This is a genomic window from Pseudothioclava alba (assembly GCF_033100795.1).
Classification (GTDB): Bacteria; Pseudomonadota; Alphaproteobacteria; order Rhodobacterales; family Rhodobacteraceae; genus Pseudothioclava.
Window position 1 is genome coordinate 1 of record NZ_JAWLVI010000013.1, and the last position, 14,681, is coordinate 14,681.

The 14,681-nt window shown below is 59.9% G+C and carries 13 protein-coding genes, 1 tRNA gene and 1 pseudogene; 9 read left to right on the forward strand and 6 right to left on the reverse strand.

Features of this window, described 5'->3' with window-relative positions; all coding sequences use genetic code 11:
* Positions 1-56: 56 nt before the first annotated feature.
* Positions 57-434 carry a hypothetical protein gene (locus tag RYZ20_RS15625; RefSeq protein WP_317675148.1) on the reverse strand — a complete coding sequence of 126 codons (378 nt, stop codon included), beginning with the start codon at positions 432-434 and terminating at the stop codon, positions 57-59.
* A 78-nt stretch (positions 435-512) separates the two neighbouring features.
* On the opposite strand from RYZ20_RS15625, the gene RYZ20_RS15630 reads away from it, so the two are divergent.
* Positions 513-857 (forward strand): hypothetical protein, encoded by a 345-nt coding sequence (locus RYZ20_RS15630; protein ID WP_317675124.1) that lies wholly within the window; start codon positions 513-515, stop codon positions 855-857.
* 467 nt (positions 858-1,324) lie between these two features.
* Here the strand turns inward: RYZ20_RS15630 and RYZ20_RS15635 are convergent, their stop codons facing one another.
* A complete protein-coding gene (locus tag RYZ20_RS15635) occupies positions 1,325-2,599 on the reverse strand; it encodes a bifunctional folylpolyglutamate synthase/dihydrofolate synthase (protein WP_317675126.1) in 1,275 nt (424 codons plus the stop codon).
* Positions 2,600-2,661: 62 nt separating this feature from the next.
* Positions 2,662-3,555: an acetyl-CoA carboxylase, carboxyltransferase subunit beta gene (gene accD, locus RYZ20_RS15640; protein ID WP_317675128.1), complete on the reverse strand. Its 894-nt coding sequence runs from the start codon at positions 3,553-3,555 to the stop codon at positions 2,662-2,664.
* Positions 3,556-3,844: 289 nt separating this feature from the next.
* Between accD and RYZ20_RS15645 the strand changes: the two genes are divergently transcribed.
* From RYZ20_RS15645 to RYZ20_RS15655, 3 genes are all read left to right on the forward strand, one after another.
* Positions 3,845-3,921 (forward strand) — tRNA-Arg (locus RYZ20_RS15645).
* A gap of 189 nt (positions 3,922-4,110) precedes the next feature.
* Entirely contained in the window at positions 4,111-4,869 is a 759-nt protein-coding gene (locus RYZ20_RS15650) for a TSUP family transporter (protein WP_317675130.1), read from the forward strand.
* 105 nt (positions 4,870-4,974) lie between these two features.
* The gene (locus RYZ20_RS15655; RefSeq protein WP_317675132.1) at positions 4,975-5,316 is read left to right on the forward strand and encodes a multicopper oxidase domain-containing protein; all 342 of its coding nucleotides are present in this window, start codon (positions 4,975-4,977) and stop codon (positions 5,314-5,316) included.
* On the opposite strand, the gene ubiG is transcribed toward RYZ20_RS15655, so the two are convergent.
* On the reverse strand, positions 5,313-6,053 hold the full coding sequence (ubiG, locus tag RYZ20_RS15660) for a bifunctional 2-polyprenyl-6-hydroxyphenol methylase/3-demethylubiquinol 3-O-methyltransferase UbiG (RefSeq protein ID WP_317675134.1): 741 nt from the start codon (positions 6,051-6,053) through the stop codon (positions 5,313-5,315). The two genes, RYZ20_RS15655 and ubiG, sit on opposite strands and share 4 nt — an antisense overlap.
* A gap of 59 nt (positions 6,054-6,112) precedes the next feature.
* Between ubiG and pip the strand changes: the two genes are divergently transcribed.
* The 5 genes from pip to infB all read left to right on the forward strand — a co-directional run bounded on the left by pip (position 6,113) and on the right by infB (position 12,625).
* Entirely contained in the window at positions 6,113-7,081 is a 969-nt protein-coding gene (gene pip / locus RYZ20_RS15665) for a prolyl aminopeptidase (protein WP_317675136.1), read from the forward strand.
* Positions 7,082-7,224: 143 nt separating this feature from the next.
* Entirely contained in the window at positions 7,225-7,815 is a 591-nt protein-coding gene (gene rimP, locus RYZ20_RS15670; protein WP_317675138.1) for a ribosome maturation factor RimP, read from the forward strand.
* Positions 7,816-7,817: 2 nt separating this feature from the next.
* Positions 7,818-9,440, forward strand: a complete 1,623-nt coding sequence (gene nusA, locus RYZ20_RS15675) for a transcription termination factor NusA (protein ID WP_317675140.1) — start codon at positions 7,818-7,820, stop codon at positions 9,438-9,440.
* An 18-nt stretch (positions 9,441-9,458) separates the two neighbouring features.
* Positions 9,459-10,088 carry an RNA-binding protein gene (locus RYZ20_RS15680; RefSeq protein WP_317675142.1) on the forward strand — a complete coding sequence of 210 codons (630 nt, stop codon included), beginning with the start codon at positions 9,459-9,461 and terminating at the stop codon, positions 10,086-10,088.
* A complete protein-coding gene (infB, locus tag RYZ20_RS15685) occupies positions 10,085-12,625 on the forward strand; it encodes a translation initiation factor IF-2 (RefSeq protein ID WP_317675144.1) in 2,541 nt (846 codons plus the stop codon). Before RYZ20_RS15680 ends, infB begins: the two co-directional genes overlap by 4 nt.
* Positions 12,626-12,838: 213 nt before the next feature.
* Here the strand turns inward: infB and RYZ20_RS15690 are convergent.
* Together RYZ20_RS15690 and RYZ20_RS15695 are read right to left on the reverse strand one after the other, a co-directional pair.
* Positions 12,839-12,979 (reverse strand): annotated as a pseudogene (locus RYZ20_RS15690) (integrase core domain-containing protein); the annotation flags it as partial.
* A 226-nt stretch (positions 12,980-13,205) separates the two neighbouring features.
* Positions 13,206-14,060 carry a hypothetical protein gene (locus RYZ20_RS15695; RefSeq protein WP_317675146.1) on the reverse strand — a complete coding sequence of 285 codons (855 nt, stop codon included), beginning with the start codon at positions 14,058-14,060 and terminating at the stop codon, positions 13,206-13,208.
* Positions 14,061-14,681: the final 621 nt, after the last annotated feature.

Consider the following 14,681-nt stretch of genomic DNA (forward strand, 5'->3'; position numbering starts at 1 on the left):
ATCACCGCCCACATTCGAGCCTCGACGGGCTCACCCCGTGGGAGTATCACCAACGGTCAAGAGAGGACCAAACCCTGAACAGAGCTAACCAATAAACGAGGACACCAAGGGGAGCAGGTCAGGCTTTCATCGCTTACAGCATCAGCTTCGTCATGAGGGACTAGGCGGATGCTGTTATGCCGCTTGCGCACATACTCCAAGTAATCAGATGCAAACCAAATACGACCATTCTGACGCATCGATTTCGGGACTTTGCGCTCGCCACGGATTTCCGCCAACTGTTCTTCTACGAACGGTGAAATCTCGGGGTCAACATCCGTCGTAGCAGCAATCACGAACCCAGTTTCGCGCTCAACAGTGCAGTTATATCTTACGGGAATTTGTTTCCTAACGCCACTGTCAGACCAATTCAGCAGAAGGATCTGAGTGTCCATCGCTATATCGGGGCGCTACCCTTCGAAGCATGCTGGCAAGCATTTTTCCCGCTCCTTTGCGAACTCCAGACAAGCGTCATGTATGAAATCAAGCTTTCGATACACATCCTTAATGTGGACGTCATGCACTTCGGCAATCGCTGTGAGCGTCATGCCGTTTACGAGGCTTCGAAGCACTTTTCTAGCCAAGTCTTTGCGCTTGTGCCTGCGATTTGGCTTCCCGAACGAAAACACTTTGCCACAAGCCTTGCACTGATATCTGGGGTCGCCCTTCGCTGTTGCGCCGTATTTGCGGTAGCAGTGCTCATGAGTTTGGATGCCTTTGCCATGGTTTTCGCAGGCGTCATTCGTGCAATGTGCCCGTTTTGTTCGGCTATAAATATTGATCAGCCTTTGGTATTCTTCTGCTATTGCAAGGTTTGATTTCAACACGTTGAGACGTCCGCATGCCGGACATCGGAAGCTGCGTTCGTTACCTGCTCCGACAACAGCGCCTTTTCCGAGATTGTTTTTGACGCCTTTTTGAGGTCGCCCTCTGTTGTCGAACGGGTCGGGGAGTTCTCCGAACAGTTCGCAAAGAGTGTTGCGACAGAAGTTTACGGAAAAGCCATCGGCAAGTTCTGGCAGGCGACGCCGCCGCGCCCGAGGAGGTTCAGGGGGCTCCGCAGCTTTCTGCGAGAGCGGNAGGTTCAGGGGGCTCCGCAGCTTTCTGCGAGAGCGGGTTTTCCATCGATTTTGGCAAACCTACCGCCTGTTGTGGTACGAAAAACGGCGGCAACCACATAGAGTTGCCACCGTTAAGCCTACCGGATCATCATTTTAGGCGTCAACATTTATCACCAGGGGCTTGGGAATTTCCCGCCCCTTTGTTTTTCCGGCTGGCCTTCGGGTCAGCCGTTTTCTTTCAATACCTGACCCGCCAGATACAGAGACCCGCAAATCAGGATGCGGGCGGCGGGGTCTTGCGCGGTGATCGCAGCGATCGCGGTGGCGACATCGGCGGCGCAAGCAGTGGTGCCAAAACCCGCTTTGCGCGCGGCTGCCTCGGTCTCGGAGGCGGGCAGGGTGTTCGGCTCGCCCGGGATTTCAACGGCATAAAGGCTTGCGGCCTTATCCACCAAGGGGCGCATGTAGCCCGTCACGTCCTTGGTGTTCAGCATCCCGCAAATCAGATGCGTCGGGCGCGCGGGCATCCGTGCAAGCGTCGCTGCGACCGCATCGCCGCCCGCCGGATTGTGCCCACCATCCAGCCAAAGCTCCGCTGTGCCTGCCAGATCGACCAGCGGGCCGTTGCGCAGGCGTTGCATCCGTGCGGGCCATTGGGCGCGGGTAACGGCGGCTTCGCAGGCGGCCTCATCGGCGCCAAGTGTGCGCAGCGCGGCAATCGCGGCGCCTGCGTTCATGATCTGGTGCGGCCCCGGCAGGTTGGGCAGCGGCAGGTCCAGAAGGCCGTTTTCATCCTGGTAGATCAGGCGGCCCCGTTCCTCGAACACGTTCCATTGCTGGCCAAAGGCAAAGACCGGCGCGCCAAGACGGGCGGCGCGCGCCTCGATCACCTCAAGCGCGGCATCTTCTTGCGGGCCAACAATCACTGGCACGCCGCGCTTGATGATGCCAGCCTTTTCGCCCGCGATCTCGGGCAGGGTTTCGCCAAGGAACTGCGTGTGGTCGATCGAGATCGGCGTCAGCACCGAAAGCGCGGGCTTGTCGATGACATTGGTCGCATCAAGCCGCCCGCCAAGCCCGACCTCCAGCAACGTGTAATCGGCCGATGTGCGCGAAAACGCCAGAAAGGCTGCGGCAGTGGTGATTTCGAAAAAGGTGATATTCGCGCCGCCATTCGCGGCCTCACATTCATCCAGAAGCGCCGACAGCGCAGGCTCCGAGATGAGTGCCCCCGCCAGCCGGATACGCTCGTGAAAGCGGGCCAGATGCGGCGAGGTATAGGCGTGCACCGATTTTCCCATAGCCTCCAGCCCCGCGCGGATCATCGCCTGGGTCGAGCCTTTGCCGTTGGTCCCTGCCAGATGGATCGCGGGCGGAATACGGGTCTCGGGGTGGTCCAGCGCGGCCAGAAGCTGCTCCAGCCGGTCAAGCGTCAGGTCGATGATCTTGGGGTGCAGCCCCATCAACCGCGCAAGGATTTCATCGGATGCTTGTGCCATATCGGGCCTCATACGAAACAGGCGGGGCACATCGGCCCCGCCAGAAGATCGGTTGTTCGGAATTATGCCTGTGCGTCGGGCGCGGGCAGGTCGCCTGCGATGGCGGGCGGCAGGCCCATCAGCATCCGCAGGATGGTAATCAACTCGCCGCGCATCTTGGTGCGATGCGTCACGCGGTCCAGCATCCCGTGATCCAGCAGGTATTCCGCGCGCTGGAAGCCCTCGGGCAGCTTTTCGCGGATCGTCTGTTCGATCACACGCGGCCCCGCAAAGCAGATCAGCGCATTGGGTTCCGCGATCTGGATGTCGCCCAGCATCGCATAAGAGGCCGTCACGCCGCCGGTCGTCGGGTGGGTCAGCACGACGATATAGGGCAGGTTTGCCTCGCGCAGCATTTCCACGGCAACGGTCGTGCGCGGCATTTGCATCAGCGACAGGATACCCTCTTGCATCCGCGCGCCACCAGCGGCCGAGAACAGCACCAGCGGGCGCTTGAGGGCAACCGCGCGCTCTGCCGCCGCAACGATAGCGTTGCCGACATACATGCCCATCGAGCCGCCCATGAACGAGAAGTCCTGCGCCGCGGCAATAACCGGTGTGCGCCCGATCTCGCCCTCGGCCACCAGCATGGCTTCCTTCTCGCCGGTGGTTTTCTGCGCGGACTTCATCCGGTCGGGGTATTTCTTCTGGTCGCGGAAGTGCAGCGGATCGGCGATTGGCTCGGGCACGGCGACATCGGAGAAGATCCCCCCGTCGAACAGCGCCTGAAAACGCGCGCGCGGGGTGATCGCCATGTGGTGATCGCAATTCGTGCAGACGTTCTGGTTATCCGCCAGCTCGCGGTGGAACAGCATGGTGCCGCATTCGGAGCATTTCGTCCAAAGGTTATCGGGTGTTTCGCGACGCGAAAACAGCGAGTTGATCTTCGGGCGGACGTAGTTCGAGATCCAGTTCATCGGTCTTGGGCCCCTGGCGATGCTTATCTGACGTGGGGTCCAGATAAGCCGCACGCGGGGGAATTGCAATCAAACTCGCATGAAATGCCGTTGATGAGTAAGACCGGCACACCCTTTGTGCGGCTTGCAAGCGGAGGTATTGGGGCGCATCAAGGCCGCGTGGCCCGACTTGCTGGAGCGATCCACCTAAGCGGAGGGTCTGTGGTCAGGAAAAGATAAAGAGGCTGGCGGTTGAAGAAAAGGTGGCCTTGCGCGAACCGCACTCCGGACCGTATGAAGGTGGAACTTTGGCCCCGTGGCTCAACTGGATAGAGCAATCCCCTCCTAAGGGATAGGTTACAGGTTCAAGTCCTGTCGGGGTCACCAAAATATCACAATAAAAGCAACACATTACGAAAATTCTCTGTGGAGGATTTCGCAAATTCGCCTCAAAACCCCCATACACAACGCCTAACCAAGCGCCGCACCGCAAACAAGTTGGCAATACCCCACGCGGCTTCTTTACATTCTGCGGATGGCAGCGGATGAAAAGCGGACACCGACCGGAGCCATCGAATGTTCGAAACCTCGCTTGACCTTGCGCTGATGCTAATCGGGGCGGCCTTTGCTGCCGGGTTCATCGACTCGATCGCGGGGGGCGGCGGGCTGATCACATTGCCGGTTCTGTTGTTGGCAGGGGCCAGCCCGCTTGAGGCGCTCTCCACAAACAAGGTGCAGGGCGGGTTCGGGGCGGCAACGGCAGCGTGGTCCTACGCCTCTTCGGGGCATGTGAACCTGCGCCGCCAGATCAGGCCCGCGCTTTTATCGGGCGCGGCGGGGTTGATCGGGGCTTTGCTGGTCGCACGCATCCCAACCGAGGGGCTGCGCTATGCGCTGCCGGTCGTGCTGATCGCGATTGCGGTCTTCTTTGCGTTGCGCAAAGGGCTGGATGATACCGATCGCGCAGAGCGTATTTCGCCGGTTGTGTTCTCAGCGGTCTTTGTGCCGGTGATCGGGTTTTATGACGGGCTTGTCGGCCCTGGAACGGGCGCGTTTTTCATGATCGGGTTTGTGTCTTTGGCGGGCTATGGTGTGTTGAAGGCAACGGCGCATACCAAGCTGTTGAACTTTGCCTCGAACATCGGCGGGCTAATCGGGTTTGCCGCCGTGGGCGCGCCGTGGTGGAAGATCGGTCTGGCGATGGGGCTGGCGCAGGCGGCAGGTGCGCGGCTTGGCTCGCGTCTGGCGATGCGTGTGGGCGCGCGGGTTATCAAGCCCTTGCTGGTGACGACCTCGACGGTGCTTGCGCTCAAGCTGATCTGGGATCTTCTGTAGCTTCAACTGTGTGCGAGGGATCTGTGGCGTTTGATCCATCCGGTTGCGCTGGCGGCCCTGTCTTGGCTTAGATCAGGAAACCGACCCAGTCAAAGGACCGCGCCCATGTTTTCCAGACGAGATTTCCTGACCGGAGCGGGCACTCTTGCGGCGCTGCCTTTGTTGCCTCGCATCGGTCGTGCAGAAACCGCTCTGCGCCGCTTGGCGATGCCGCCGCTTGTGGATGCAACGGGAACGGGCAGCTTTGCTCTGAACGCGCAGGCGGGGATAACGAATTTCATCGGGCGGGCCGATAGCATGACACGGGGGTTCAACCAGTCGTTTCTTGGACCGGTGCTGCGGCTGCGAAACACGGGCGAAACCCGCGCCGATCTGCCGTTCATGTTCCACTGTCACATTCTGGAACATGAAGACGGCGGCATGATGGGGCAGTTCGCGGTCGCCTAGCGCTTTACGCCGGCTGTGACGTAGTTCACCGAGAGGTCGCGGTCCGACAAAGACCACTGCCAGCTGACCGGATTGAACACCATGCCCTTGCGGTCCACCGGATCAAGGGCGGCGTTGCGGATCAGGTCATAAAGCTCGTCCGGCGTGATGAATTTGTTCCATTCATGCGTGCCCTTGGGCAACCAGCGCATCACCCATTCGGCGCCCACGATTGCCATCATAAAGCTTTTTGGATTGCGGTTCAGCGTCGAGCACAGCATCAGCCCGCCGGGCTTTAGCAGCGCCGCACAGGTGTTCACAAAGCCCTGCGGGTCCGACACATGCTCGATGATCTCCATCGCCATCACGACGTCGAAACGCTCGTCTCCGGCGGCAATGTCCTCGGCGGCGCAGTTGCGATAGTCGATCTCAAGGCCGGATTGTTCCGCATGAAGCTGTGCCACGGGAATGTTGCGCGGCGCGGCATCCGCGCCCACGACCGTTGCACCAAGCCGCGCCATCGGTTCGGACAACAACCCGCCGCCGCAGCCGATGTCCAGAAGCGTCAGCCCCTTGAACGGCTCGGGCTGCGTCAGGTCGCGCCCGAACTGCGCGGCGATCTGCGTGGTAATATAGTCCAGACGGCAGGGGTTGAGCATATGCAGCGGCTTGAACTTGCCGTTCGGGTCCCACCATTCCGCCGACATGGCCTCGAACTTTGCCACTTCTGCCGGATCAATCGTTGTCGCCTGAGCCATCTTACCCTCTCGTTTCGCACCCCATAGCAGAGGCCGCTTTGGCGTTATATAGTCCGATCATGGATAGAACCGCAGGTCAAAAGCGCACACCGGAGGCATTTCTTTATCCTCCGCTCGATCCGTTCGAGCGGAGGATGATGACAACGCCCGACGGGCAGCAGATATACGTCGAGCAATCGGGCCACCCGTCGGGGCAGCCGGTTGTCGTCTGTCATGGCGGGCCGGGTGGCGGATGCAGCCCCGCAATGCGGCGCTTTTTTGACCCCGATCACTACCGGATCATCCTGTTCGATCAGCGCGGCTGTGGCCTTTCGCGCCCTCATGCGGGGGTCGAGAATAACACCACCGCGCATTTGCTGGCCGATATGGAGCAGATCCGCGAGTCCCTTGGCATTGATCGCTGGATCGTGTTCGGCGGAAGCTGGGGGGCGACGCTGTCGCTGTTATATGCTCAGGCGTTTCCTGACCGCGTCGAGGCATTGGTGCTGCGCGGCACTTTCCTTGCGACGCACGAAGAGCTGGACTGGTTTTACGGCGGGGGGGCTGCGCGGTTTTTCCCCGATCTCTGGCGCCAGTTCATCCTGCCTATCCCCGAGGATGAGCAACACGATCTGATCGCGGCCTATCACAAACGCCTGTTTTGCGGGAACTACGGCACCGAGGCGCGCTATGCCCGCGCTTGGGCGACGTGGGAAAACGCGTTGGCCAGTGTCGATTATGACGGTGTGATCGGAGAGGCTCCGACCGAGTATTCCCGCGCCTTCGCGCGGCTTGAGAACCACTATTTCCAGAACCGTTGCTTTATCGAGGAAGGGCAAATTCTGCGCGACCGCCATATGATCGAGCATATCCCTGCGACCATCGTGCAGGGGCGTTTCGACATGATATGCCCGCCGACGTCTAGCTGGCGGCTGGCAGAGGGATGGGCGCGCGCCAGCCTGCGGATGGTTCCGGCGGCGGGGCACGCACTCTCTGAGCGCGGGATTGCGGCTGCGCTGGTTCTGGCGATGAACCGCCTGCGTGACTAGCGCTTTATATATCGCTTGCAGACTCGGCGCGTCTGGCCTATAGGACTTGACCAACAGCGGCGCGACAGGGTCCAAACCTGACGCCCACCGAAAAGATGCAGCGGGCCGCCTAAGCCCGCTTTTTTGTTTTTGAAGGATCGGAGATGACCGACCTCATCGCTAAAACCGCCATTGACCGGCGGCTTGCCGAAATCGTCGGCCCCACAATCGAGGGGCTGGGGTTCGAACTCGTGCGCCTGCGTCTGCAAGGCGGCAAGCGCGCGACGCTTCAGATCATGGCGGACCGTCCCGAGGGCGGGATCGACGTTGACGACTGCGCGGCGATCTCGACCGCCGTTTCTGCCGTTCTCGACGTCGAAGACCCGATCGAAGAGAATTACGCGCTCGAAGTCTCGTCGCCCGGTATCGACCGGCCGCTGACGCGTCTGAAAGACTTCGATATGTGGGACGGCTACGAGGTGAAGATCGAAACCTCGGAAATGATCGACGGGCGCCGCCGTTTCAAGGGCGTGATCCGTGGCACCGAAGGCGACGAAGTTTTGCTTGAACTGGAGGAGCAGGGCGAGACCTTGACCATCGGCCTGCAGTTCGACTGGCTTTCGGATGCCAAGCTTGTGCTGACCGACGATCTGATCGCGGAAATGCTGCGCCAGAAGAAAGCAACCGAATCCATCGACGAAACCCAATTCGACGATATCGAAACCGATACAGAATCCCCCGACGAGGAGACCTGAGAATGGCAATTACCTCTGCCAACCAGCTTGAACTGCTGCAAACGGCCGAAGCCGTTGCGCGCGAGAAGATGATCGACCCGGATCTGGTGATCCAGGCGATGGAAGAGTCGCTCGCCCGTGCGGCCAAGTCGCGTTACGGCGCGGAAATGGATATTCGGGTCTCGATCGACCGCAAGACAGGCCGCGCCACCTTTACCCGCGTGCGCACCGTGGTCGAGGATGACGCTGTCGAGAACTATCAGGCCGAGCTGACCGCAGCTCAGGCCAAGCAATACCTTGCTGATCCGCAGATCGGTGACGAGGTGATCGACGAGGTTCCGCCGGTTGATCTGGGCCGCATCGCGGCGCAATCGGCCAAGCAGGTGATCTTGCAAAAGGTCCGCGAAGCCGAGCGTGACCGTCAGTACGAAGAATTCCAGGACCGCAAGGGCACGATCATCAACGGCACCGTCAAGCGCGAGGAATACGGCAATATCATCGTCGATATTGGCCGTGGCGAAGCAATCCTTCGCCGCAACGAGAAAATCGGCCGCGAGAGCTATCGCCCGAACGACCGCATCCGCGCCTATGTCAAAGATGTCCGCCGCGAAACCCGTGGCCCGCAGATCTTCCTGTCGCGCACCGATCCGCAGTTCATGGCGGAACTGTTCAAGATGGAAGTGCCGGAGATTTACGACGGCATCATCGAGATCCGCGCCGTGGCCCGCGACCCCGGTTCGCGCGCGAAGATCGCTGTTATCTCGAACGATGGTTCGATTGATCCGGTCGGCGCCTGCGTCGGTATGCGCGGTTCGCGCGTTCAGGCCGTTGTCGGCGAGCTTCAGGGCGAGAAAATCGACATCATTCCGTGGAACGAAGATCAGGCGACCTTCCTTGTGAACGCGCTGCAGCCGGCAGAAGTGTCGAAAGTGGTGATCGACGAGGAAGCCGGCAAGATCGAGGTCGTGGTGCCTGACGAGCAGCTTTCGCTTGCCATCGGTCGCCGTGGCCAGAACGTGCGTCTGGCTTCGCAGCTGACCGGTCTGGACATCGACATCCTGACCGAAGCCGAGGAATCGCAGCGCCGTCAGGCCGAGTTTGCCGTGCGCACCAAGCTGTTCGTCGAGGCACTGGATCTGGACGAATTCTTCGCGCAGCTTCTGGTCTCGGAAGGCTTTACCAACCTCGAAGAAGTGGCTTACGTCGATGTGGACGAACTGCTTTCGATCGAAGGTGTGGACGAAGGCACCGCCGAAGAGCTTCAGGCCCGCGCCCGCGACGTGATCGAAGAGCAGAACCGCAAGGCGATCGAGGCGGCCAAGGAACTGGGCGTCGAGGATTCGCTCTTCGCGTTCGAGGGTCTGACCCCCCAGATGATCGAGGCTCTGGCCAAGGATGGCGTGAAGTCGCTTGAAGATTTCGCAACCTGCGCGGACTGGGAGCTTGCTGGCGGCTGGACCACGGTCGATGGTCAGCGCGTGAAGGACGACGGTATTCTTGAGCCGTTCGATCTGTCGCTTGAAGATGCGCAGACGCTGGTGATGACCGCGCGCATCCAGCTTGGCTGGGTTGATCCGGCAGAGCTTGAAGCCGAAAGCGAGGCCGATGAGGCCGAGTTCGACGGCGATGAGGAGGTCGGGGTTTAACCCCCCGGAGGCGCGCCTATGACCCGCGGTGGACAGACAAAGGACAGGGATGAGCCGGAACGGCGCTGCATCGTCACGGGTGACGTGCAGCCCAAGGCCGGTCTTGTGCGCTTTGTTCTGGGGCCGGATGGCATGATCTATCCCGACTTGGCAGAAAAGCTGCCCGGTCGGGGGATCTGGGTCACTGCGGATCGTGCGCTGATCGAAAAGGCCGTGGCCAAGGGCATGTTCTCGCGTGGCGCGAAGGCCCAGGCCAAGGCGCCCGACAATCTGGCTGATCTGGTCGAGGACGGCCTGGCAAGACGGGTTGTTGAGCTTATCTCTCTGGTTCGCAAGTCCGGCCGCGCGGTGGCTGGCTTCGAAAAGGTCAAAGGCTGGCTGGCAGAAGGTCGCGCCAAGGTTCTGTTCCAGGCAACGGACGGATCGGATCGGGGAAAAGGCAAGTTGTGGACACCCGAAGGCGGGCGTTGGTTCGGCTGCCTGACGAGTTCGGAATTGGGTTTGGCTTTCGGACGCGATCGTGCGATACACGGCGCGCTTGCGGCAGGTGGACTCACCAAGAGCGTCATCCAGGAAGCAGCAAAGCTTGCGTCGATGCGCAAGCAAGAGGGCGGAAAGTCCGCCAATAAGGATACGAAGACGGCATGAGCGACAACGACGGCAAAAAAACCCTCGGTCTTGGCGGTTCGCGCCCCGGTCAGGTGAAGCAAAGCTTCAGCCACGGGCGGACCAAGAATGTTGTGGTTGAGACCAAGCGCAAGAAAGTGGTCGTGCCCAAACCGGGTGCGGCTGCAACCGGTGCTGCCGGCGCTGCGGCTGGCGGCAAGCCGAAACCCGGCGCGCCGACAAAGCGCCCGGCCGGAATTTCCGACGCCGAGATGGAGCGTCGCCTGCGCGCCCTTCAGGCTGCCAAAGCCCGCGAAGCCGAAGAGGCTGCCGCCCGCGAAGCCGAAGAAAAGGCCCGCGAGGAAGAGCGTGAGCGTCGTCGCCGCGAAGCCGAAGAGAAAGAGCGCGAAGAGCGTGCCCGTGAGGAAGCGCTGCGCCTGAAGGAAGAGGAAGAGGCCCGTAAAGCCCGCGAGGCCGAGCTGCGCGAGAAGAAGAAGGAAGAGGTCCGCAAGCCCGCTCCGAAGGCAGCCGCTCCGGCGACGCCGCAGGATCAGGCTGCCGCCGAAGCCGCTGCCGCACGCGCCGAGACCAAGGGCGTATCTGCCGCAGGTCCGCGCAAAACCGACCGCGAGCGCACTGACCGTGACCGCGACGACCGCAATAACCGTGGCGGCAAAGATGGCCGCCGTTCGGGCAAGCTCTCGCTGAGCGATGCGATGGCAGGTGGCGAAGGCCGCCAGCGCTCGCTCGCCGCGATGAAGCGCAAGCAGGAAAAAGCGCGCCAGAAAGTCGTTGGCGGCAGCTCGCGTGCCGAGAAAATGGTGCGCGACGTTCAGCTTCCCGAGGCGATTGTCGTTTCGGAACTCGCCAACCGTATGGCCGAGCGCGTTGCCGACGTTGTCAAATCGCTTATGAAAATGGGCATGATGGTGACGGCGAACCAGACCATCGACGCCGATACCGCAGAGCTTGTGATCGAGGAATTCGGCCACAAAGCCGTGCGCGTTTCGGATGCGGACGTGGAGCAGGTCATCGACACCGTCGAGGACAAGGCCGAAGACCTCCAGTCGCGCCCGCCGATCATCACGATCATGGGCCACGTCGACCACGGCAAAACCTCGCTCTTGGACGCGATCCGCGAAGCCAACGTGGTTTCGGGCGAAGCTGGCGGCATCACGCAGCACATCGGGGCCTATCAGGTCACGACCGAATCCGGCGCGGTGCTGAGCTTCCTGGATACCCCCGGCCACGCGGCGTTTACCTCGATGCGTGCCCGCGGTGCGCAGGTGACGGACATCGTTGTTCTGGTGGTTGCAGCGGATGACTCGGTCATGCCGCAGACGATCGAAGCGATCAACCACGCCAAGGCGGCGCAGGTTCCGATGATCGTCGCGATCAACAAATGCGACAAGCCCGACGCGGACCCGCAAAAGGTCCGCACCCAGCTTCTGCAATACGAAGTCGTCGTCGAAGAGATGGGCGGCGAAGTGCAGACCGTTGAAGTGTCGGCCAAAACCCGCAAGGGTTTGGACAACCTGCTCGAAGCCATCGCGCTTCAGGCGGAAATCCTTGAGCTTAAGGCCAACCCCAACCGCGCCGCACAGGGTGCTGTTATCGAAGCCAAGCTCGATGTGGGCCGCGGTCCGGTGGCAACCGTTCTGGTGCAGCACGGCACGCTCCGCAAAGGCGACATCTTCGTCGTGGGCGAGCAGTGGGGTAAGGTCCGCGCGCTGATCAACGACAAGGGCGACCGCGTTGACGAGGCTGGTCCTTCGGTTCCGGTCGAGGTTCTGGGTCTGAACGGCACGCCCGAAGCGGGCGACGTCCTGAACGTTCTGGATACCGAAGCGCAGGCACGCGAGATTGCGGATTACCGTATCTCGGCCGCCAAGGACAAACGCGCCGCAGCCGGTGCTGCGACCACGCTGGAACAGCTTATGGCCAAGGCCAAGGCCGATGAGTCGGTTTCGGAGCTTCCGGTTCTGGTCAAGGCCGACGTGCAGGGTTCGGCTGAAGCGATCGTTCAGGCGCTTGAAAAAGTCGGCAACGACGAGGTGCGCGTGCGCGTGCTTCACTCGGGCGTGGGCGCGATCACCGAATCCGACATCACGCTGGCAGAAGCCTCGGGCGCGCCTGTGATCGGCTTCAACGTGCGTGCCAATGCACCTGCACGGAACGCGGCCAACCAGAAGGGCGTCGAGATCCGGTATTACTCGATCATCTACGATCTGGTGGACGACATCAAATCGGCGGCCTCGGGCCTGCTCAAAGCCGAGATTCGCGAAAACTTCATCGGCTACGCGTCGATCAAAGAGGTCTTCAAGGTCACGGGCGTCGGCAAGGTCGCTGGCTGTCTGGTTACCGAAGGCGTGGCCCGTCGTTCGGCTGGTGTGCGCCTGCTGCGTGACAACGTGGTTATCCACGAAGGCACGCTCAAGACGCTCAAGCGCTTCAAGGACGAGGTCAAGGAAGTGCCATCCGGTCAGGAATGCGGTATGGCCTTCGAGAACTACGACGATGTGCGTCCAGGTGATGTGATCGAGATCTTTGAGCGCGAAGAAGTCGAGCGCAGCCTGTAAAGAACAAAGCAAGGGGGCTTCGGCCCCCTTCTTCATGCGCAAATGAAAGGGGGGCGCCCCCGGTGATTTGACTGCTGTTCTGTATTGTAACTTTACGTTACGCGGCTTTCACCTGCACCGGATGATCGGCAAACAGGCAGTCACCGACGCGCGCGATAAGCTACTCCCCAGCTATTGGACAGGGTCTGGCGTAAATTAAGCTACTTTCTGCTCCTACTGATCGGGTTGGTTTTGCCAATGGATCACGGCTGGGGGTTTGCCGCCTAGGGCGGAATGGGGGCGTTTTCGGTTATAGAACTCGATCCATTTGCCGACGCCTGCCGTTGCCTCTGATCCTGTCTCCCAAGCGTGCAGGCATATGGCGCCGCAAATGACGACCACCAGCCGATCCTAGGGGGATATTTGGGTGGGCGGAAATAACGAAGCCCCTGAATTTCAAATGAAACTCAGGGGCTTATCGTATTTATGGTGCCCAGGAGAGGCAATCTAATAATACTCTAACTGATTGATTATTGGCCCCCTCCATCCACCGGGGCAGCACAAAGCGGTCCCAGAAGTGGTCCTGATTGTTCAGGGTAACTCACTGCTCTGCTTCCACCTTTTCGTCCGCACCCCATGCCCAATTCTTGAGCTTCCTGAGTTGCTTTCCAGCGCCATCCGCCGCGCTTGAGGCAACACCGCCGGCTGCAGACTTAGTCTGCGCCCATTTCTCCGCCCAGTCTATGTCGGGCATTTCGATATTTCGGAGATCATCAATGCTGGGCCAGTGTTCTTGCGCGTAAGCGAGCACCTCATTGCCTTTTTCGAGGGCCTCCTCTGGGGCAGCCGCAATGGCGTCAGACAGCTCTTGTCGGGAAGGCGGTTGCCAACCACAAATTGTCAGCTCATCTTCAGTCGGCTTCGAGCTGGGGTCGAATAGATGCTCAAGCTCATACATATCGTAGATTGTGTCGCAGAGATCTTTCGCCTCAAGTGCAGTGGCTCCAACGATCACGGCTGTACCAAGCCCTGGAACCAGTTTTCCAGCCATTGATGAGGTCGACCTAGCTCCAGCCTTAGCAGCTCGCGCGACAACCTTCCGTGACGCCCGCTTGACAGAATCTTTGGCCTTTCTGGCCGCTGCTCTCGAGGTTGCGAGGTCTGCCTCAACACCTCGGAGCTGCCCCGTTAGTTCACGTTTGGTCTTTCTCTCACTGACAAGGTCGGCATTGGACTTGACCAGTTTTTCTTCGATTTCTTTCTTCGCTTTTCGCTCTGCTGCTAAGTCACCGGAAACATCCGCAACTTCAGTGCGCAGTTCACGGTTGATCCGTCGTTCGCTGTTAAGGTTGTCCGAAAGGTCGGCGAACTCGCTTGCTGATTTCATAGCAACGCTACGCGGTCCCGCAATCGCCGAAATGAGTGATGATGCGATGCCATAGGCAGTCGTGCTCATCAGTATGGCCAAGTTCAACGCGAGAGAGGCAGTGAGAAGTGTCGGCCAAATAAGCTTTCGCAGAAACGAGATGATCCGTATCATGTTGATATCCGATTCAGGGCTGATGAAGCGGTTACGATTTCGCACCGCTTCAGAACTCCTGCATGGCATTTTCTGCTCTGCCGCCACCTAAACCCTAAGGCTTTGCCCGAGCGTAACCCCGTAAGCAGACAGAGAAGCAGAAGGGGCCTAAGCACAGAGGGCCCTTGTCTCAATAGGATTAAGCTATTGTTTTGCGAAAATTATCCGACCCTGCGTGTCGAGAGCATAACAGCTATCTGATCCGACATCAATTTTGCGAGTAGAGGTCAATGGGCCTGCACCTGCTTTTTTTGCTTCGGTTGCGTTTTTACAGGAAGGCAATTCGACGCGTTGATATCCTTTCGAAATCATACATGAATTATAATTCGCCGCCCGTGCGCTAGCATTTGCATCCTGAACAGCATATGCCCCTGTAAATTGTCTGACGTCAGCGCCTGTGGGACAGATTTTCGGTTTTCGTAACGGAGTATTTCTGGTTCATCGCAGCCATTATGGAGCGAAGATGAACAAGAAATCCGGAACATCGAAGGACGCGGC

Excerpts from the sequence above, each read along its gene's own strand:
- nusA (WP_317675140.1), top strand. The coding sequence starts at position 7,818 with ATGGCAATTACCTCTGCCAACCAGCTTGAACTGCTGCAAACGGCCGAA.
- RYZ20_RS15695 (WP_317675146.1), bottom strand. The coding sequence starts at position 14,060 with ATGAGCACGACTGCCTATGGCATCGCATCATCACTCATTTCGGCGATT.
- RYZ20_RS15655 (WP_317675132.1), top strand. The coding sequence starts at position 4,975 with ATGTTTTCCAGACGAGATTTCCTGACCGGAGCGGGCACTCTTGCGGCG.
- rimP (WP_317675138.1), top strand. The coding sequence starts at position 7,225 with ATGACCGACCTCATCGCTAAAACCGCCATTGACCGGCGGCTTGCCGAA.
- RYZ20_RS15680 (WP_317675142.1), top strand. The coding sequence starts at position 9,459 with ATGACCCGCGGTGGACAGACAAAGGACAGGGATGAGCCGGAACGGCGC.
- infB (WP_317675144.1), top strand. The coding sequence starts at position 10,085 with ATGAGCGACAACGACGGCAAAAAAACCCTCGGTCTTGGCGGTTCGCGC.
- RYZ20_RS15630 (WP_317675124.1), top strand. The coding sequence starts at position 513 with ATGTATGAAATCAAGCTTTCGATACACATCCTTAATGTGGACGTCATG.
- ubiG (WP_317675134.1), bottom strand. The coding sequence starts at position 6,053 with ATGGCTCAGGCGACAACGATTGATCCGGCAGAAGTGGCAAAGTTCGAG.
- RYZ20_RS15635 (WP_317675126.1), bottom strand. The coding sequence starts at position 2,599 with ATGGCACAAGCATCCGATGAAATCCTTGCGCGGTTGATGGGGCTGCAC.
- pip (WP_317675136.1), top strand. The coding sequence starts at position 6,113 with ATGGATAGAACCGCAGGTCAAAAGCGCACACCGGAGGCATTTCTTTAT.
- accD (WP_317675128.1), bottom strand. The coding sequence starts at position 3,555 with ATGAACTGGATCTCGAACTACGTCCGCCCGAAGATCAACTCGCTGTTT.
- RYZ20_RS15650 (WP_317675130.1), top strand. The coding sequence starts at position 4,111 with ATGTTCGAAACCTCGCTTGACCTTGCGCTGATGCTAATCGGGGCGGCC.
- RYZ20_RS15625 (WP_317675148.1), bottom strand. The coding sequence starts at position 434 with ATGGACACTCAGATCCTTCTGCTGAATTGGTCTGACAGTGGCGTTAGG.